Below are 15,539 nucleotides of genomic sequence, written 5' to 3'. Positions count from 1 at the left end.
GCTACCACCTCATCCGACGAAAGCCGTTGAGCTCCGATTGGTAGTCAAACAACACGGCGTCCTGCACGGTGAGCGTGGGTCCGGTAATCGGCTTGGCGACCGGCTTGATCGGCTTAACCGTCGTGTCGCCCAGGCTGACCTCATATGCCTCCGCGTCATCCGGATCCGGCGGAAACAGAACGACCATCTGCTCCGCCTGTAGCGCGGCCGCCGTCATCGCCGCCCAAGTGTACTTGAGCCCATCCGGCATGCTGCTATGGTGGACGTAATTCAGGATCCGCTGTCCAATGATGTCCATATACAGCGTGATCAGGCCGTCATGCTCAGTGCCCGTGGGGTCAAGACCAACGAGCTGCTTGATGATGGCCAATACCTCAAGCTTATTGATTGCCACCAGCAGCACCGCCGTTCGGCGTGCCCCCAGGCTGTTCATCTTCGTCCGGATGTTGTGCAGCCAGGATTACCGCGAGAATCTGAGACTTCTTCGTCGCGTCACCCAGATCGATTTCAAGGAAATCGGCATGCTCGCGAAGCTCGGGGACGGTCATCTTCTCCAGAGGTTTGTCGCCGCTCTCCGCGGCCTCCGTATCCGCCGGGATGACTCCGTCTGCAATGAGGCCGGCGACATCATCGGGCAGCACGTCCACCTCCGCGCCCGCCGGGTACGTGATCGTACGGTATTTTGCCTGGACGAGGAACTCGACCGGCTGCGTTTGTTCTTTTGCCATATGGTTCTCTCCCTTCTACGGGAGGGGCCAAGGCCCCCTCCGTTACGCCACCTTGGCGATGAAAATGTTGTCGATCTGCTCGAACGACGGAAGCACGATCTCCGAGACGATCGTCTCGACATTGACAGGATGCGGCTCCTTGATCGTCATGATAGCGACGCCGGTGTTGACGATCGATACTTCCGCCTCCGTCGCGCCGCTCATGAGGTCCGCCTCTTCAGGCGTCGTGCCGAACCAGGTCTTGCCGAGATTGCCGTCCGGAATGAGAGTGAAGACGTCGTCCGGGAAGAACAAGTTTGCGCTGCCGTCCTGCAGAGCGAACTTCTTGTTGTAGACGGCGACGGTCAAGCCGAGTTTGTTCAGCAGGTAAGCCTTCATCAGCGCATCCGTCATGATGATGTTTTGGCCGCCCAGCGGGTTCATGTCGAGCTTGATCTTGTTGTTCTTCAAGATGTAGCCCCACGTTTTCCGGGTGCAGATCGCTTTCGTGGGCCGTACGCCCTGCTCGTCTTCAATCTGCTCTTGCCAAGCTTGGATGTCACCGATGATGTCGGCGTCCGGATCACTCCACTTGTCCGTTCCCGTCAGCGTGACCTTATGGCCGGATTTCATTTTGAAATCGTAGTCGTAATTCTGCCGATTGGCAGTAATCAGAATCTTGCCGGTCGAGAGCAGTTGCATTCGCATCCGCTCCGCGTTGACTTCAGCACCGCCGACGAGGCTATTCACGTCGTCGTAAATCTGGCGAATGATCGCCTCGACATAAGCTCCGTTGTTGGTCTCGGCTAAGCGCAGCAGCTCCTGCCGCTCCTTCTCCCCGATGCGCATCGATTCGCGGAAGAACGGCATTTCCGTTTCGACCTTGCTGAAGCCGATGCGATCCCGCAATGTCGCCTTCGTATCGAAGGCCGAAGGCATCAGCGCGACCGGGAGTCCGCTGGAACCTTTAATCCAGCTCAGATCGAGACCGAGCTTCTTATCTGCAGGAAACAGTGTCGCGCCCAAGTATGGGATCGCGTTGGATGGATTCGTCTGGTAGTAGGCGGCGATCTCCGGCGCCCGGACGAGATCATAAATGGTTGGCATGGTAAGTTGTCACCTTTCCTTTCTGGTTTACTTGATGAATGTGATTTGCTTCAATGCGACGATCTCTTCAGCCGTCGGTGCCGCTGGCAGCGGGTCGAGCGCGATGAAGCCATGGATGACCATAGCTCCCGGCGCCGGACCGTAGGTCACGTCCACATTGTTGAGCAGCACGCCTTCGGCGTTCGATACTCCCGTTGTCGTTACGGCCTTCTTCGCCAGCTTGGTCTGGTCCGTCAGGATGCCATTGCCGACGATAGTGCCCGCTGGGACGATCTTCTTGCCGTCTGCGTTGGCGCTGATGCCGGTATTGTCCACGGTCACCGCCAGCGCCACGTAGTGGTCCGGGAATTTCAAGATCTCCTTCTTGTTCGTGTACGTCGTTTCGAAGAATTTGCTCACTTGGATCGACCTCCGTTAATCAAAATAGGATTGCTGGGCCTTCGCCAGTCCCTCGTTCACCTTTCCTTGCTCGGCCAGCCGCTTACCGAAGTCGCCGTCCTTCTCCCCGCCAGCTCCGCCACCTCCACCGCTTTCCGGCGGAGTCGCGCCTTTGAAACGCGGCTTGCCGCCTTTGTCTTCGGGGATAAACAAAAAGGCCTTGCTCGTCTGCAGGGCCTTCAGCTGATCGTCGAGACCGCCCTTCACGGCTCCGGCGTCATCCAGCTCAATCTTCGTCTTGTCCAGTAGACCGGCAACGATGTCCGGATCATGCACCTTGCCGGCGAGAGACAACTTCAGCGCCGTCGAGAGCCGCAGCTCCTTCGCGTCGGACTCGTACTTGTCCTTGGCGGCCTTGTTCTCGTCCTGCAGCGTCTGGATTTGCGCCTTCAGCTTGTCGTTGTCGCCGGCAGACTTCTTCACTTCCTCGAGCTGGCCGGAGACCTTGTCCCTATCCTTCTCCGCCTGCTTTTTTGCGTCGTTCACTTCGTCGAAGCGCGCCTTCGGCACAAAGCCCTTCAACTCCTCGGTCGATGCGGCTGCCGCCTTCGTGGCCAACTCTTCCGTCAAGCCCAATGCAACGAATTGCTCTTTGTTCACGTTCGTTTCCTCCTGTCATCTACGCTTGGTATCCCGGTCGCGTCCGGTGATGGCCACTTGTTTTGCGCCGCAGGCAACGGCGAAGAGGGCTCCGGCAGTCTCATCCGAAGCCCATTTTCGAGCAAACAAAAAGCACCCTCGCCGTGGCGGGAGTGCTCAAAGTTTAGGGAACGTTCCGTCTTTCGGGAATGCCCTCGCATATGCATTGTCCATGTCCGACTTCAGTTTATCGAAGAGAGGCTTCACTTCATCCGGCGACCCATCTTTCAGGTGGACCGTGTTATTGCCGAAGGTGATCCACGGCATGAGCTTGGGAGGTACATATGGCTGCACTACATCCCCGCCTCCTTCATTCTTCGCTTTAGAATCTCCAATATTTTCACGGCCAGCCGACGCGGGTTGTCGGTACCGACAGCCTCCGCGACCGCCTCTGCCAGCGTCTCTTTGCTGTTCGTGGCCGCATACTGGCTCAGCTCATCTACGATGTTCTGCGGCGTGTTCTCGATGCCGAGGACAGCGAGCGCTTCAGCCACTATCTCCTTGGACAGCTTCCCGCGGTCGAGTCGCATTAAGGCAATCTGTATTTCATCTGCTAGCATCTGCAAGCCTGTCCACCCGCCCAACAATTTCAGCGCGTGCGCGTACTCGACGACATGACCAAACTCGTGGATGAATACAGACTGTCGGTTGGAGCCAGCAGGCCAGTACTTCGCGTCGACTGATGCCTTGATTGTATCATCAATATCAGCGACGTTGTAGTAGTGCGTCGACACCGTGAGCTGCGCGTGCATCACGTCAGGAGCATCACGCAGCCCCATTGCCATCTGTGCGACATACTCGTCAGTATCGACAGCTTTCAGCGTCTTGACGAAGCCTTTGACACTGGGGAACTCTCGCAGGGCGATATTGATCGCCTTGTTGAGATCGTTCGCGTTCTCCAAGTCCATGCCGGCGAAGTCGACATCGTCGAACCCGTAGTCCCGGCGGGCCGCCTCCTCGGCCTCCTTGATGGATCTGGCCGGCTGAAACGGTCGCGGCGCGGGCAGACCGGCGTCCGTCGGCGCGGGGATCGGATTGGATGCGGGCGGAGTCTTCGGCTTCGGCGGCTCTGGCGCTGGAGAATCCGGCGGAACGTTCTTTTCTGCCCATTCCTTGTACGTCATATCGCCGGGAACGTCGTACGTCTTGCCATCGTCCCCGCGGGCCGCGCGCTGCTGCACGTTGTCCTCGTAATGCGGGATCGTCGTCGAACGGCAACGGACATGCAGCGGCGGGTAGTTGACGCCCGGCTGCAGCTCGACAACCTGAAATACCTTGCCGTCCATATCCCGGCAGATCGTCGATGTCCGCCGGTCCAGCGTGGCCGTGAACTTGTACGATTCGACGCCGAGCTCGCGGTACCCGTCGGCGCGGCTCTGTCCGGCGAAATAGGCCGACTCCGTCAGTACCAAGCTGGCAGCCGCGGAACGGGAGACACCCATCCGTGCCTGAATCTGGTCAATCATTGTGTCAGAGCTGTCACCGCGGATGAGCCCCTGCGTCAGTGTCGTCTGCAGCTCGGCGACCAGCTTCGTTCTGTCCCCCCAGATCCGCGCGGAGAAGTTACTGCCGTCCGGCGCCCAAGGTGTGACAAGTAGTTTGTCGACCTGCCGGCTGTCGAGTTTGGCGAATGAGGATCCGATGCCGACGCCCTGCTGCAGCTCGAACACCGTCCGATAATACCCATCTTTATAGATGCCGCCCAGCGCCCCTGCCGTGCCCGTATGCCTCTTGGCTGTCAGCGTCTCGACGTGCTGCCTCATCTGCAGTTGCAGCGCTTCGAGCCTGCTCACGCGGACACGGATAGATGCGTTCTCCAACTCCTTCATCCAGCGCTGGTCGACGGCGTTTTCCCGGCCCGCCTTGATGTAATCCTCGACCGTCCACTTGAACTCGCGCAGCTCGCCAGCTTTGAGTATCTGCCGGGCCGACGCCAGGTCGACGCTGTTATTGAACGCAAAGCGCTGATAAAAGGCGTCGATATCCCGTTGGATCGAAGCAGCCGCCCGACCGTACTCCGCATTCATCGTCCGGATATACGCCTCGCCCCGTCCCAGCAGCGCCTCATTCAACGCATCCATCCGTGCAGCCCAATAGGCGTCGGTCCTCATTCGCCGTCACCGACGGCGGGCTCATCCGGCTCCACCCGGAAACCCATGAACGCCATGCCCGGCAGATCCGGCGGGCAGCTTCCAGCTTCCAGAAGGCGGACAATCGAGTCAACCGTCTCCGGAAACGGCGAGCTTCCTGCCCGGACATGGCCAAGCGCTTGGTCGCACAGCTTCTCGATCAGCTCATCTACCTTCGCTCGCAGAGCGTCACCCAGCATTCAGATCACCCCCAGGCGGATCATCCTTCGATAACCCGCCGTACTCCTGGGCTTCCTTCAGTGCCTGCTGCTTTTCCGTCTCCAGTCGATCCAGCTCGGCCTGCGGATCCGTCACCCAAGGATGCTGCGCGACCTGCGTCTCCTTGGAGAGGATCCCTTCGCTGTTACGAATATTGGTAATGATGGCTGATTCGTCGATCGGCATGTCGCGGTTGAAAATGAATTTGACCTCTTCCTCGCTGTAGTCCGTGCCGGTCGTATTGTAGAGGTGCATGTCAACGAACCACTTGAGCTGCTCGAGGCTGGCCTGGAATTCCGTCTCGATCATGTTTGCATCAAGATCAAGGTCGCTGTAAAGGAAGCGCAAGGCTATCCCGGACGGCGCGCTGCCAAACTCCGCCTGCTGCGTATCCACGCCGCGGCCGAACTCGTAGATATCTTTGCGGGCTTGCTCCATATGCGTCTTATAGGCTTCCGTGTCAATCTCCAGGCCGATCGTGTCGACGCCGCCCTCGCCTTCAACAAAGGCTGTACGATAGATGGCAATGTTCCGCCTAAACTCCGAGGCCTTCGTGCCCCCGAAATTCTTTACGACGAAGATGCTGTTCGGCAAGTCCTCCAGATTGTTACTGTTATCGGACTTGTTCCGATCGTAATCGTCCGCCAACGACTTGATGATCTCGACGAGCGGCTGCTCCTCTTCGTTGTACTTGAAGCAGATAAACGGGACACGTTCCCAGTTCAGACCTTCTTCTGTTCCATCGCGCTGAACGGCGAAGTGCGTCGACTCGTCCCCAGCCTCCACATCCGGAATGAGTCCGGTACCGCCGGCGATATACCGTCGGACGCCATTGGTATCCCACCACTCAATCTTGCGGACCGTCGTCCTGCGTAGCCCCTCGTATACGACGACCTCATATTCGCGGATGACGGCATCGAGCACCGTATGCGCTTCGTCACGCCAGAGCGGTATGATCTCCTCGGAATTCATCAACCGGAAGCTGAGCTCGCCTGCTTCGTCATAGTGAACGAACCACCAGGCCAATCCCTTGTTGACCGCTTCCTTGCCGGTATTCTGCAGGCGGCGCATGAACGCGTCGTTCAGTAGATCCGTCCACGCCTTCTGATACTCCTCGTTTTCGGCCTGTACGCTGATCGGCTTCCCGAAAAGATACCCGACCTTCTGGTCGACCAGCTTCCGCACGAATCCGTTGGCCAACTTGTTATTGGCCAGGTTCGTCACCGGCTCCCGCGCGCCGCTCTCGCCGATCGCAGTGCGCACGCGATCCAGGATGTCAGGCTTCACGCGATAATACCGCTCGCCGGTCAGCATCCACTTCCTGCGTTCGTCTCTCTTCCACTCGCCCGTCTCGATACTGATGATCTGCAGGACCGTCGCGGCCGACTTAGCCCCGTCCTGAATTATCTTCTCGAGCGCCTGCAGCTCGTTTTCAAAATTGAAAAACACGTTCAATTCCCTCCTCTCTATCCGGCATCCGGGAAGTACACGCCGCCCTTGCGCTTGACGACCCGTCGAACGAAGTAGCGATCCGCATCCATTTGATGGTCGTGCTCTTTGAGCGGCTTGTCCTCGCCACGCTGCTGCGCCTTCGGGTCCCATGAATAGGAGCTGAACTCCCGAAAAGTCTCCACGCAGCCGGCGTTGTATTTGATAAGTCCTTCGACCAGCGCGGATGCGACGTCGCGGATCCCGTCGACCACGTCGTTGTCGGCCTTTATGACACGGAGCCCGCCTCGCTTTTTCACAGCAGCAATAAAAGAAGCTGCCGAAGGGTCGATGATGACTCCCTCGATCGGCAGCTTCCCGGCAAACGCTATGAGTTCGTCGCAATACTCCTCGTCCGTCTTTTGGCGGCCGCGGGCGCGCCCATCGTAATGATATTCCTTGACCTTGTACCATACGCCCTTGCTCTGGCCCCATAGCCCGAACGTCGTCGGGTTCTGCGTGCCGTAGTCGCAGCTGATGTAATATTGCGTATACGGGCGCTCCTCGGCTGGCACGACGTGCTTGTCCTTGTCGAACATGTCGTAAATGACGCCCTCAGCCAGCACCCACAAGCCCAGGATGTAGCGGCGATAGAAGACTCCGGTGAACAGTCGGCGATAACCTTCCTTAATTTTTTCCGACAGCGAAAGATTGTCGTCCATCGTGAAGTGCAGGTGCAGAACGTTCTTCGCGACTGCCTGATCAAGCCATTCAACCTTGAACCAATGAAACGGCCCCGCGGGGTTGCAGTTGAACCAATATTTCCGGCCGTCGACCGAGCAACGCGCCACGGCCTGGTTCACGAACGACTGCGGCATCAGTGCGACTTCATCGAAGAACATGCCGGCCAGCGTAATGCCCTGAATCAGATCCTGCGACCGCTCGTCCTTACCGCCGAACAGGAAGAAGTAATTCACGACGAGCCCGCGGCTGATCGTCATGACGTTGTCCGTCAGGTTGTCATGAACGCTGTACCCGCGGCTGGCCAGCATCCGCTTGAGCGGACCGATCACGTTTCGGCGTAGTGCGCCGATCGTCTTGCCTGCCATGCCGAACTGCTCACCGTTGAATGACTGCATCGCCCAGAACACATAACTGAGCGACATGGCTACGGTCTTGCCGGCGCGGACGGATCCGTCGCAGATGATCCCGTCCTTGTCATGGTGCGAGCTCTCCGGCATCCACCATGTCAAGATCTTGATCTGCTTCTCCGAGAACGGCTTCCATTTGAACGGGGGCGGCTTGAGCTTCAGCCTAGCCATCGGCCCACACCTCGGCCGCCTTCCCCTTCAGCGCTTCGATGAAGCCGTCGTCGTGGACGTCGTCGCCCTCGCCGCCGCGGAGCATCTGCAGCTCGAACTTCAGCTTTTCGATCCGGACCGTCTTCTCCTCATCCATCAGGCGGTTCTTCAGATCGAGTGCCTTGATCTTCTGGTTCTGGACACGCGTCAGTGCCTCCTCGATCCGGAGAATGTCCTCGATCACCCGATAGGAGGTCTCCTCGACCTCCGCGACGACGAGCTCGTCCTTCGACTTCACGATAGTGCTGGTCTTCCCGGTCTTTTCATCGTGAAGCGGTATCGCCTCTTTCTTCGTGCGGAGTTGCTGCAGCACGCGGCGCTGCGGCTCCGTCAGTCCGTCGGTCAATGCCTTGATTCGTTGCATCATCCGGCGCTCCCGAATCGTCAGCAGCGTGATGGACTCATCGGCCTGCCGGATCAGGTCCGTATTGATCGAACCCAGCAGTTCCTGCTCATCCTCTTCGAGCATATCCATCCATATCGCCTCATACTCACCGGTCCGGACCGCCTTCTTGTTGCCGACCGGGCCGCCGTGGCCGCCTCGGTTCCCCTTCGCGTTCTGATTTCCTTTCGGCGCTCCTGGACCTTTGCCCGCCCGCGGGGCGCCCCCCTGTGTTCCCTTTCGATTGGTAACGTTACTATTGGATTCATTGGTAACGTTACCTTTGAGCTTGGACGCCCAAGCGTCCTGACTCTTCCACTTGCGGATCTGAGATTCGCCCAGGCCGAGGGCGGCAGCGATGTCCTTCAGCTTCATCTTCCCGCCGCTCTCCAGCCACATACGTTCCGCCTTGTCCCTGTCCGGGCTGCGCTCTCTGGCCACTACACGATCACCACCCCCAACAAAAAGAGAGTCGTTACAGCTCGTCCTTTTGCAGCTCTATGTCCATCTCGATCAGCTTCCTCAGATCGTCGACGGTCTTGATCTCGATATGTCCGTCCCGGAAGTCCTTCACCCAGCGGGCGACAGCCGCCTTGATGATCTGCCGGTACTGCTCCTTCGATTCCACGATGCCCAACAGAACAGCCGTCTCGTGCTCTTGCAGTAGATCCTTGTTGTCTTCTGTTCCCATTGTCGTTCCCCTCGGCTCTCATATAGAATTGAGAACGAGATGGCGGATGTCTGCAAAATGCCGCGCGCGGCGGGCCGCCATCTCAGCCGGGGGAACCCGGTTCGGGGAGGGGGCGTTCGCGCGCCCTCTCTTTTTTATGCTGCCGAATCAATGCGGGAGACGAGCACCGGCTCGATACCAGTCGCCTCCTTGTAACGACGCCGAATGACGTCGCAGAAGACCGGATCGAGCTCCATCGTTCGACACGTACGGCCCATCTGCTCGCAGGTCATGAGCGTGCTGCCGGACCCGCCGAAGAAGTCCGCGATGTCGTCGCCGGCAACGCTGCTGTTCCTAATCGGAATGGCCAGCAGCTCGAGCGGCTTTTGTGTCGGATGGACGTATTTGCTCACGTCGCCCCGTGAAATCTCCCACACCGTGGAAGGCGCCGGCTCCTCGCCGGGCAGTCCGGACCGCCACACCGTAGACTGCCGGCGGTCGCCGTACCAGGCAGGAGCCCGGCCGCGGAGATGCCCATAGAAGACCGGCTCATGCTGCCAGCGATATTGCGACCAGCCGAACGAAGGATTGTTCTTAACCCAGATGCACTGGCTGCGGACGACGATGCCAGCGGCCTCCATCGCATCCTCGAACTCGCGCTGATACGACGAAGAGTGGAAGACATATATCGCGACTGCCGGATCCATGATGCTGGCGTACCGCTGGAAAACCGCATGCAAAAAGCCCGCGAATTCCTCCGCGGGCATGTCGTCGTTTATGATGCTGCTGCGGCCGTCGGCGGCCAGCCGTTCCGAATCGCTCTCGACGGCCACGTTGTAAGGCGGATCCGTCACGATCAGTGCGGCGCGGGCGCCGTCCATTAGCCTGGCCACGTCATCCGGATCCGTCGCGTCGCCGCAGACCAGGCGATGCCGCCCGAGCTGCCACACGTCACCCCGGCGGGTATCCGGCTCGACGATCTCTCCGAGCGCCTTGCCGACGTCGAATTCGTCCTCCGTGACCGGATCGTCGACCGCCGTGTCAGCGGGGAGCCCGCTGATCAGCTCGGCGATCTCCTCCGCCCCGAATCCAGCCAGGTCCATGTCTGCGCCGTCCGCCTGTAGTTCGGCCAGCAGCCGGGCGAGCGCCTCGTCGTCCCAGCGGCCTTCCACCTTGTTCAACGCGAGGTTCAGCAGCCGTTCTTGCTGGCCGTCCAGGTCCACAACGGATGCGTCGACAGCGGGATCGCCGCGGGCCTTCAAGATCTTGAATCGCTGGTGCCCGCCGACGAGGTTGCCGGTCCGCAGGTTCCAGACGATCGGTTCCACATATCCGAACGTCTCGATGCTGCGGCGCAGCTGCTCGTACTCCGGATCGCCCGGCTGCAGGTCGACGCGCGGGTTGTAAGCGGCCGGCTTGATCTGTTCGACAGGAATACGCTGAATGTTCATAAGTACCTCCTTCTAGGCAAAAGAAAAAGCACCCGAAGGTGCCCTTTGATTAACGTGTTTCACTAACTGATTTCAAAATTGTTTTATACAATGCCGAAACCGCTGTGTCACTTAAATATGTTGTTATAAGGCTACCTGTTGCACTAACTGAACTATTACCCGTATTAGAAATGGCCACTCCCCTTGCCCGAATTACTTCTTGAACGATTTCAGCTGCAATCTCATAATCAGTTTTCCCCATATTTCTCACCCTTCTCATCAAAATCATCCGCAAGCCATTCCAATCCAACAATTCACAAGATTGAGTCGGTTTTTAAATAAATATCCCGAAGGGACTTAAAATTGGGGAACTGGTGGCAAATCGTACGAATGGGAAGCCCGGCCATTGTAAATAATTAACGCAGTATACGATGCGCTAGGGTAAACTCCAGTTTCTGTATCCATGCTTATTGCTTCCGGGACAATGGAGTACTTAATATCGACAAGGTCTTCCACTGCAAGTTGCTCCAGGAATTCATTTATTTTTTCCTCGAGACTCTCGATATCTCTAGCTTCAAACATTCTAACTTTCTTTTTCATGACACACCTCACACATTTATAATACAGCATCTTCCAATATTCTGCTATATTAGACATGGGAGGGATTGGTATGTTCATACGCGGCTTCGTTCTCGATACCCATGAGAAGTTAGCAGCTGCTCAGCATAACCAGCAGGAGGTTGAGGTGTACAAAGACGGCCAGTTTCTCCACAGCGGCATGATCGGCGACCTCCAAGACGAAGCCGTCTACATTAACGAAGGCTTCTTCTTAAAGGACCGCCATGTTTTCAAAATCCGGAAATAACAAAACCGCCCCCGAAGGAGCGGTAATGGGTGGGGGCTCATGTCCTCACCTGGCACGCTATAAATATATCATCGCCAAAAGCAAATGTTCTGCCGTTTTCCTGCCAAAAGCCTGCCATTTCTCTGCCATGCTGGCATGCAAGCGTGAAAAAAATGTACTTTTATGTCGTTGATTTAGGCCATTAATTTATATTCATTAGGACCATTGCTTCATTTAGTATTAAGTATTAAAAAGTAATATATTATTAAGTGGCTAATATTGGATTAAAGGGGGCTAGATTACATTACTTCCTGTCACGAGTAAAGATGTTTTTACTTAAAAATTTAGTTGTACTTGAATGTACATCTAAAACTAGGGAGGAAATACAAAAATGAAAACAAAGCTTATCTCAACTGTAATACTGGCATTCACTTTAGTATCAAGTCCAATGGCGCTTGCGCAAGATTTGAATAGTAATGAACAACCTCCTAAAGAGAATATTGTAAGAGTTCCTGTACTACAGAATTCACCTACTAGTGCAAAATTGAATGCGGATTATGAAGCTGACTACAGCGACCTTTTAGAGCAGCTCAAATCGGTAGATGAAGCTTATCACGAACTGAATGCAGAACTTGAATCGGGGAAGTTAACAAGTGAAAGATCAAAGGAATTGAATTTCCTTTTGCAAGCTAAAGAAAGTGGTTTTAAAGCTACAGCTGAAGAACTGCTTTCTTCACGTTATACTTCGGATAAAAAACATCTCCGACCTGAAATTATCGCCCCCGATACGAAAACGAAACTCTCTACTCTGTCAACTGATGTGGTCATATACCCAACTGACGATAATCGTTACGAAGGGAACTATGGATCTGCCACTGGAACAACAGCTGGTTATACTCATGGTTATAACAATAATCTTTCACATTCTAATGTATTGGAGACTACTGGAAAAACTACAAAAACAGCGACAGTTCTACACGGTTGGGAATTTGTTCCTATAATTGCTTACCCCGCTACGATTATTCCAGTCTCAGAGTTTAGATTTAGACAAGTAACAGCAGATTATACAATTGGCTGCGGATGGAATGGAGCATCTGTACTAGAGATAAACGCACAAATTTACGACGTTACTTCCAACAGCCTAATTGGTAATTATGCTTTGACTAGTGGTTCGTCTTGTTACGCTGGCGGAGCAACATCTGTGCATTTGACTCCTACAGTTGTAACCTTTTATAATTTCAACTTTACTGATAATCACACATATAGAGCTTATCTAAAATCTTCTGCGACAGCATACGACGGTGTTGTTGAGGGCACTTTGGCTGCAAAAGAAGGAACCAAGTGGGGATACATGGAAGTGGATTTTTGATATTAGGAATAGAGCAGAGGCAATTCTCTGCTCTATTCCCTTTTTTCTTGTACTATATTAAGACCTCTTTTAAAACTGGATTTTAAAATTGAAAGAAGGAGATGCAGCTAGATTAATTCTCACAGTGAAAGTTTATAATTTGAAATTTTAATGTAATAAAGCTAGAGAGAGCTTAATATATAGTGTAATAAAGCATCTTTTCACATTATTCCACAGACTCATGAAAGAGGTGATCTACAATTACTCTTCGTGACTTATTGATGATAATCATGATTTTGATTATAATTACCGGAATTATCATTTCAAATAAGGGTTCATCATCGGATAGGCATTTTTTTCGTGGATTAACCATATTTCAATTATTACTTTTGCTGGCAATCATCTATCCTCGTATAATAGTATGGATTTACCAAGACAAGGATATTACATCTGAGAACTTTAATTCTGTAATAAATATTCGGGAAATACCTGAAAAACTATTATATGTCGCGGCTTTTCTAGTGCTTGTAATTACTCTAAAAAAAATGAAGGAAAAACTAAATAAATAAACTTTCTTATAATGACTTCCTCCTACAGTTAACCTTTTTAAAGGGTATAAACACAAAGCCATTCTAACGGCATACGTCGCTAAATTAAACAAACAGCAGCCAATTATAGGCTGCTGTTTTTATATCGTTTTATTCCTGTTCGATATATATCTCCAATCTCAACGCGAATGCCAGCTTGTATATGGCACTGCTCTTAATTCGATAATACTTCCGCTCACTCAAGTGAAGCTCGGCGACGACGTTGTAGTCGAAGACCTCGTCATCCTCCAGGTAACGCAGCTCGATCAGGCGGCGCTCCATCCTCCCCAGCCGGCCGACGGCTCGCTCGACCTGCTCGTATTGCTGAAGCATGCGCTCCTCGGCGTCGACGTTCTGGACGGCGATTTCCTCTGCCGGCTTTCCTACCACATTCGTCGCGTCGTGAAACCGCGGTTCCCACGCCGGCGTCGTTTTCATCTCCCGGCGTACGAATCCGACTTGCTTGTATATGCGGGCTGACTCCAGGCGTTCCTCAACGGCTGCCCGGGTCGCCTCTCTGTCTATCTCGAAGGGAAACTGTATCTGTGCCATGCCCCACACCTCCATGATGTGCTATACTTTCGGGTGTGAAGCATGACGATACTTTTACGATTCCCCCGCGGGCCGGCCAAGGTGCGGGGGATATTTTTATTTTATAGCGTCACCTGTAAATGCCGCCATACGTCCTCGAAAGATTACGTGCGACATCGATGAGCAACCGAGCTCGTTGCAGGAATGCGATTCGTCATCCTCCCTCGGCTTCCCGATCAGTACGATCTCCCTCGTTTCAGGATTGAAAAAGACGGCGCTGGATCCGATCGCATGAAAGCCCGCTGGTACCGGAGGCTGCAGATCCTCAAGCACACGCATCGTCCGCGGCCCCGCATCCGCTTTGCTTAGGTGTCCCTTAGCCTGCAAGCGATCGATCAGCGCATGTACTGTAGAGCTTGAGCTGTACTTCAGATCGGAAGCCAGCTCCCGGATTGTTGGCGAATAACCGTTCCGGCCGATGAATGATTTAATAGCCTCCAATGTGTCCGCTTCTTTTTTCGTCAATGCCTTCTTCATTGGGATCCTCCTCTACTGCGATGAAAACAAATCGTCTCGCCAAATTCTGAACCAAGTTGCAGCGCGCAATTGCGCTTCTTGAAGTGATCCGCACTTTTTGAATACTGCAACTCTATTCCCTCGGTACAGGTTGTTGGGGACTCCGTCTTGTTCCCTCGCCCTGACAGAAACGTATAATCGCCACTCGCCTTTTTTCGTTCGCGGTTGATACAATGTCAATCTTATAGAGAGTCCGACGTCCGCGACGGTTCCCGGCTGGAAGCGAGCGTCTTGAACATACCAAGGGATCATTTCGGCAATTCCTCATCTGTGCTGCCCGACGCTTCAGCCTCCATCAAGACCACAAGCCCGTAATAGACATGAGCCAGCATCTTTTCACGCTCGGTCAACTTGGTCTTGTACGTCTCCTCCATAAGCGCGAAAGCTTTTTCCGAGATATTAGGCATCCGTCTCTTCCTCCTCCGTGCTGGCCTTCAGTCCGTAGTCGCAGGCCCCCAACCCGGCGTCCCCAGCGTTGCTACACCATTTTTGGCCAAATCCATTGACCAGTAGACGCGCTCCGCATCGCGGGCATTTCTCCTCAGACCATTTGCCCGTCATATCTGGCAGAGTCGGATCCCGACCGTTTGCAAATCGCTCCCATTGCTTTTGGCGGTATTCGCCTGGCTGCTTTCGATTCACGTGCACCGGATCGCTTTGCTCGTCCGCATTCAACTCTTCCATTCGCTTCCGGCTCATTTCCTTGAATGCTTGGCGATGGTATTCCCGCGCGTTCGCTTCTGTGATTGCCGCGCGCATGAAGTCGAACGAGCACTGGGCCGTCATAATCAACTTCTCGACCTTGTCACTCGGCGGAACATGAAACAAGATGAACTGATCGGCATCGTGCACTTGGTCAGGGCGGCCGTCATCGTATTGAACAACAATCCGTGCCATCAGTGGCCCCTATTCTGCCGGCGAGATGCCTGCGCGGCCTTCTTCTTCTCTTTCCGCCGGCGCCGCGCCCACTTGGACAGCTTCCCGCCGGATGCCAACCTGACGACGGCGAATTCCCGATCGGCCAGCTTCTTCTTAGCAGCGGCGCTCAGCTCGCGTGGGACACGCTCGAAGTTCTCCGGCACTTGCTGATCCTTTCCCAACAGCCTCAATTCCCCTGTATCGATGTTCATATGGCACTCTCCC

The 15,539-nt window shown here is 54.7% G+C and carries 21 protein-coding genes; 2 read left to right on the top strand and 19 right to left on the bottom strand.

What is annotated here, in order from left to right:
• Window position 1: 1 nt before the first annotated feature.
• From ACFOTD_RS25765 to ACFOTD_RS25700, 14 genes are all read right to left on the bottom strand, one after another.
• Window positions 2–394, bottom strand: coding sequence for a hypothetical protein (locus ACFOTD_RS25765; protein ID WP_378122815.1), 393 nt, complete (start codon window positions 392–394; stop codon window positions 2–4).
• On the bottom strand, window positions 381–728 hold the full coding sequence (locus tag ACFOTD_RS25760) for a Rho termination factor N-terminal domain-containing protein (RefSeq protein WP_378122814.1): 348 nt from the start codon (window positions 726–728) through the stop codon (window positions 381–383). The genes ACFOTD_RS25765 and ACFOTD_RS25760 overlap by 14 nt, the downstream gene beginning before the upstream one ends.
• Window positions 729–770: 42 nt before the next feature.
• Entirely contained in the window at window positions 771–1,814 is a 1,044-nt protein-coding gene (locus tag ACFOTD_RS25755; protein ID WP_378122813.1) for a major capsid protein, read from the bottom strand.
• 27 nt (window positions 1,815–1,841) lie between these two features.
• Window positions 1,842–2,213, bottom strand: a complete 372-nt coding sequence (locus tag ACFOTD_RS25750) for a hypothetical protein (RefSeq protein ID WP_378122812.1) — start codon at window positions 2,211–2,213, stop codon at window positions 1,842–1,844.
• Between the two features lie 15 nt (window positions 2,214–2,228).
• Entirely contained in the window at window positions 2,229–2,852 is a 624-nt protein-coding gene (locus ACFOTD_RS25745; protein WP_378122811.1) for a phage scaffolding protein, read from the bottom strand.
• A gap of 332 nt (window positions 2,853–3,184) precedes the next feature.
• Window positions 3,185–5,002, bottom strand: coding sequence for a minor capsid protein (locus ACFOTD_RS25740; protein WP_378122810.1), 1,818 nt, complete (start codon window positions 5,000–5,002; stop codon window positions 3,185–3,187).
• The gene (locus ACFOTD_RS25735) at window positions 4,999–5,220 is read right to left on the bottom strand and encodes a hypothetical protein (RefSeq protein WP_378122809.1); all 222 of its coding nucleotides are present in this window, start codon (window positions 5,218–5,220) and stop codon (window positions 4,999–5,001) included. Before ACFOTD_RS25735 ends, ACFOTD_RS25740 begins: the two co-directional genes overlap by 4 nt.
• A complete protein-coding gene (locus ACFOTD_RS25730) occupies window positions 5,210–6,688 on the bottom strand; it encodes a phage portal protein (protein WP_378122808.1) in 1,479 nt (492 codons plus the stop codon). Before ACFOTD_RS25730 ends, ACFOTD_RS25735 begins: the two co-directional genes overlap by 11 nt.
• A 17-nt stretch (window positions 6,689–6,705) precedes the next feature.
• Entirely contained in the window at window positions 6,706–7,989 is a 1,284-nt protein-coding gene (locus tag ACFOTD_RS25725) for a PBSX family phage terminase large subunit (protein ID WP_378122807.1), read from the bottom strand.
• A complete protein-coding gene (gene terS / locus ACFOTD_RS25720) occupies window positions 7,982–8,851 on the bottom strand; it encodes a phage terminase small subunit (RefSeq protein WP_378122806.1) in 870 nt (289 codons plus the stop codon). Before terS ends, ACFOTD_RS25725 begins: the two co-directional genes overlap by 8 nt.
• Window positions 8,852–8,885: 34 nt before the next feature.
• Window positions 8,886–9,101: a hypothetical protein gene (locus ACFOTD_RS25715; protein WP_378122805.1), complete on the bottom strand. Its 216-nt coding sequence runs from the start codon at window positions 9,099–9,101 to the stop codon at window positions 8,886–8,888.
• 134 nt (window positions 9,102–9,235) lie between these two features.
• Window positions 9,236–10,531, bottom strand: a complete 1,296-nt coding sequence (locus tag ACFOTD_RS25710) for a site-specific DNA-methyltransferase (protein WP_378122804.1) — start codon at window positions 10,529–10,531, stop codon at window positions 9,236–9,238.
• 49 nt (window positions 10,532–10,580) lie between these two features.
• Entirely contained in the window at window positions 10,581–10,772 is a 192-nt protein-coding gene (locus ACFOTD_RS25705; RefSeq protein WP_378122803.1) for a hypothetical protein, read from the bottom strand.
• A 95-nt stretch (window positions 10,773–10,867) separates the two neighbouring features.
• Window positions 10,868–11,110 (bottom strand): sporulation protein Cse60, encoded by a 243-nt coding sequence (locus tag ACFOTD_RS25700; RefSeq protein WP_378122802.1) that lies wholly within the window; start codon window positions 11,108–11,110, stop codon window positions 10,868–10,870.
• A gap of 70 nt (window positions 11,111–11,180) precedes the next feature.
• Between ACFOTD_RS25700 and ACFOTD_RS25695 the strand changes: the two genes are divergently transcribed.
• A complete protein-coding gene (locus ACFOTD_RS25695) occupies window positions 11,181–11,375 on the top strand; it encodes a hypothetical protein (protein ID WP_378122801.1) in 195 nt (64 codons plus the stop codon).
• A 370-nt stretch (window positions 11,376–11,745) separates the two neighbouring features.
• Window positions 11,746–12,723, top strand: a complete 978-nt coding sequence (locus ACFOTD_RS25690; RefSeq protein ID WP_378122800.1) for an OmpH/Skp family outer membrane protein — start codon at window positions 11,746–11,748, stop codon at window positions 12,721–12,723.
• Between the two features lie 677 nt (window positions 12,724–13,400).
• Here the strand turns inward: ACFOTD_RS25690 and ACFOTD_RS25685 are convergent.
• The 5 genes from ACFOTD_RS25685 to ACFOTD_RS25665 form a co-directional block, all read right to left on the bottom strand.
• Window positions 13,401–13,841, bottom strand: a complete 441-nt coding sequence (locus tag ACFOTD_RS25685) for an ArpU family phage packaging/lysis transcriptional regulator (RefSeq protein ID WP_378122799.1) — start codon at window positions 13,839–13,841, stop codon at window positions 13,401–13,403.
• A 96-nt stretch (window positions 13,842–13,937) separates the two neighbouring features.
• Entirely contained in the window at window positions 13,938–14,357 is a 420-nt protein-coding gene (locus tag ACFOTD_RS25680; RefSeq protein ID WP_378122798.1) for a LexA family protein, read from the bottom strand.
• 287 nt (window positions 14,358–14,644) lie between these two features.
• A complete protein-coding gene (locus ACFOTD_RS25675) occupies window positions 14,645–14,803 on the bottom strand; it encodes a hypothetical protein (RefSeq protein ID WP_378122797.1) in 159 nt (52 codons plus the stop codon).
• A complete protein-coding gene (locus tag ACFOTD_RS25670) occupies window positions 14,796–15,293 on the bottom strand; it encodes a hypothetical protein (protein WP_378122796.1) in 498 nt (165 codons plus the stop codon). Before ACFOTD_RS25670 ends, ACFOTD_RS25675 begins: the two co-directional genes overlap by 8 nt.
• Window positions 15,293–15,526 (bottom strand): hypothetical protein, encoded by a 234-nt coding sequence (locus tag ACFOTD_RS25665; RefSeq protein WP_378122795.1) that lies wholly within the window; start codon window positions 15,524–15,526, stop codon window positions 15,293–15,295. The genes ACFOTD_RS25670 and ACFOTD_RS25665 overlap by 1 nt, the downstream gene beginning before the upstream one ends.
• Window positions 15,527–15,539: the final 13 nt, after the last annotated feature.

The sequence above is a fragment of the Cohnella sp. GCM10012308 genome, from assembly GCF_042649185.1.
Classification (GTDB): domain Bacteria; phylum Bacillota; class Bacilli; order Paenibacillales; family Paenibacillaceae; genus Cohnella.
The sequence above is the reverse complement of the archived record's forward strand: the minus strand, read 5'-3'. Positions and strand labels throughout refer to the sequence as shown.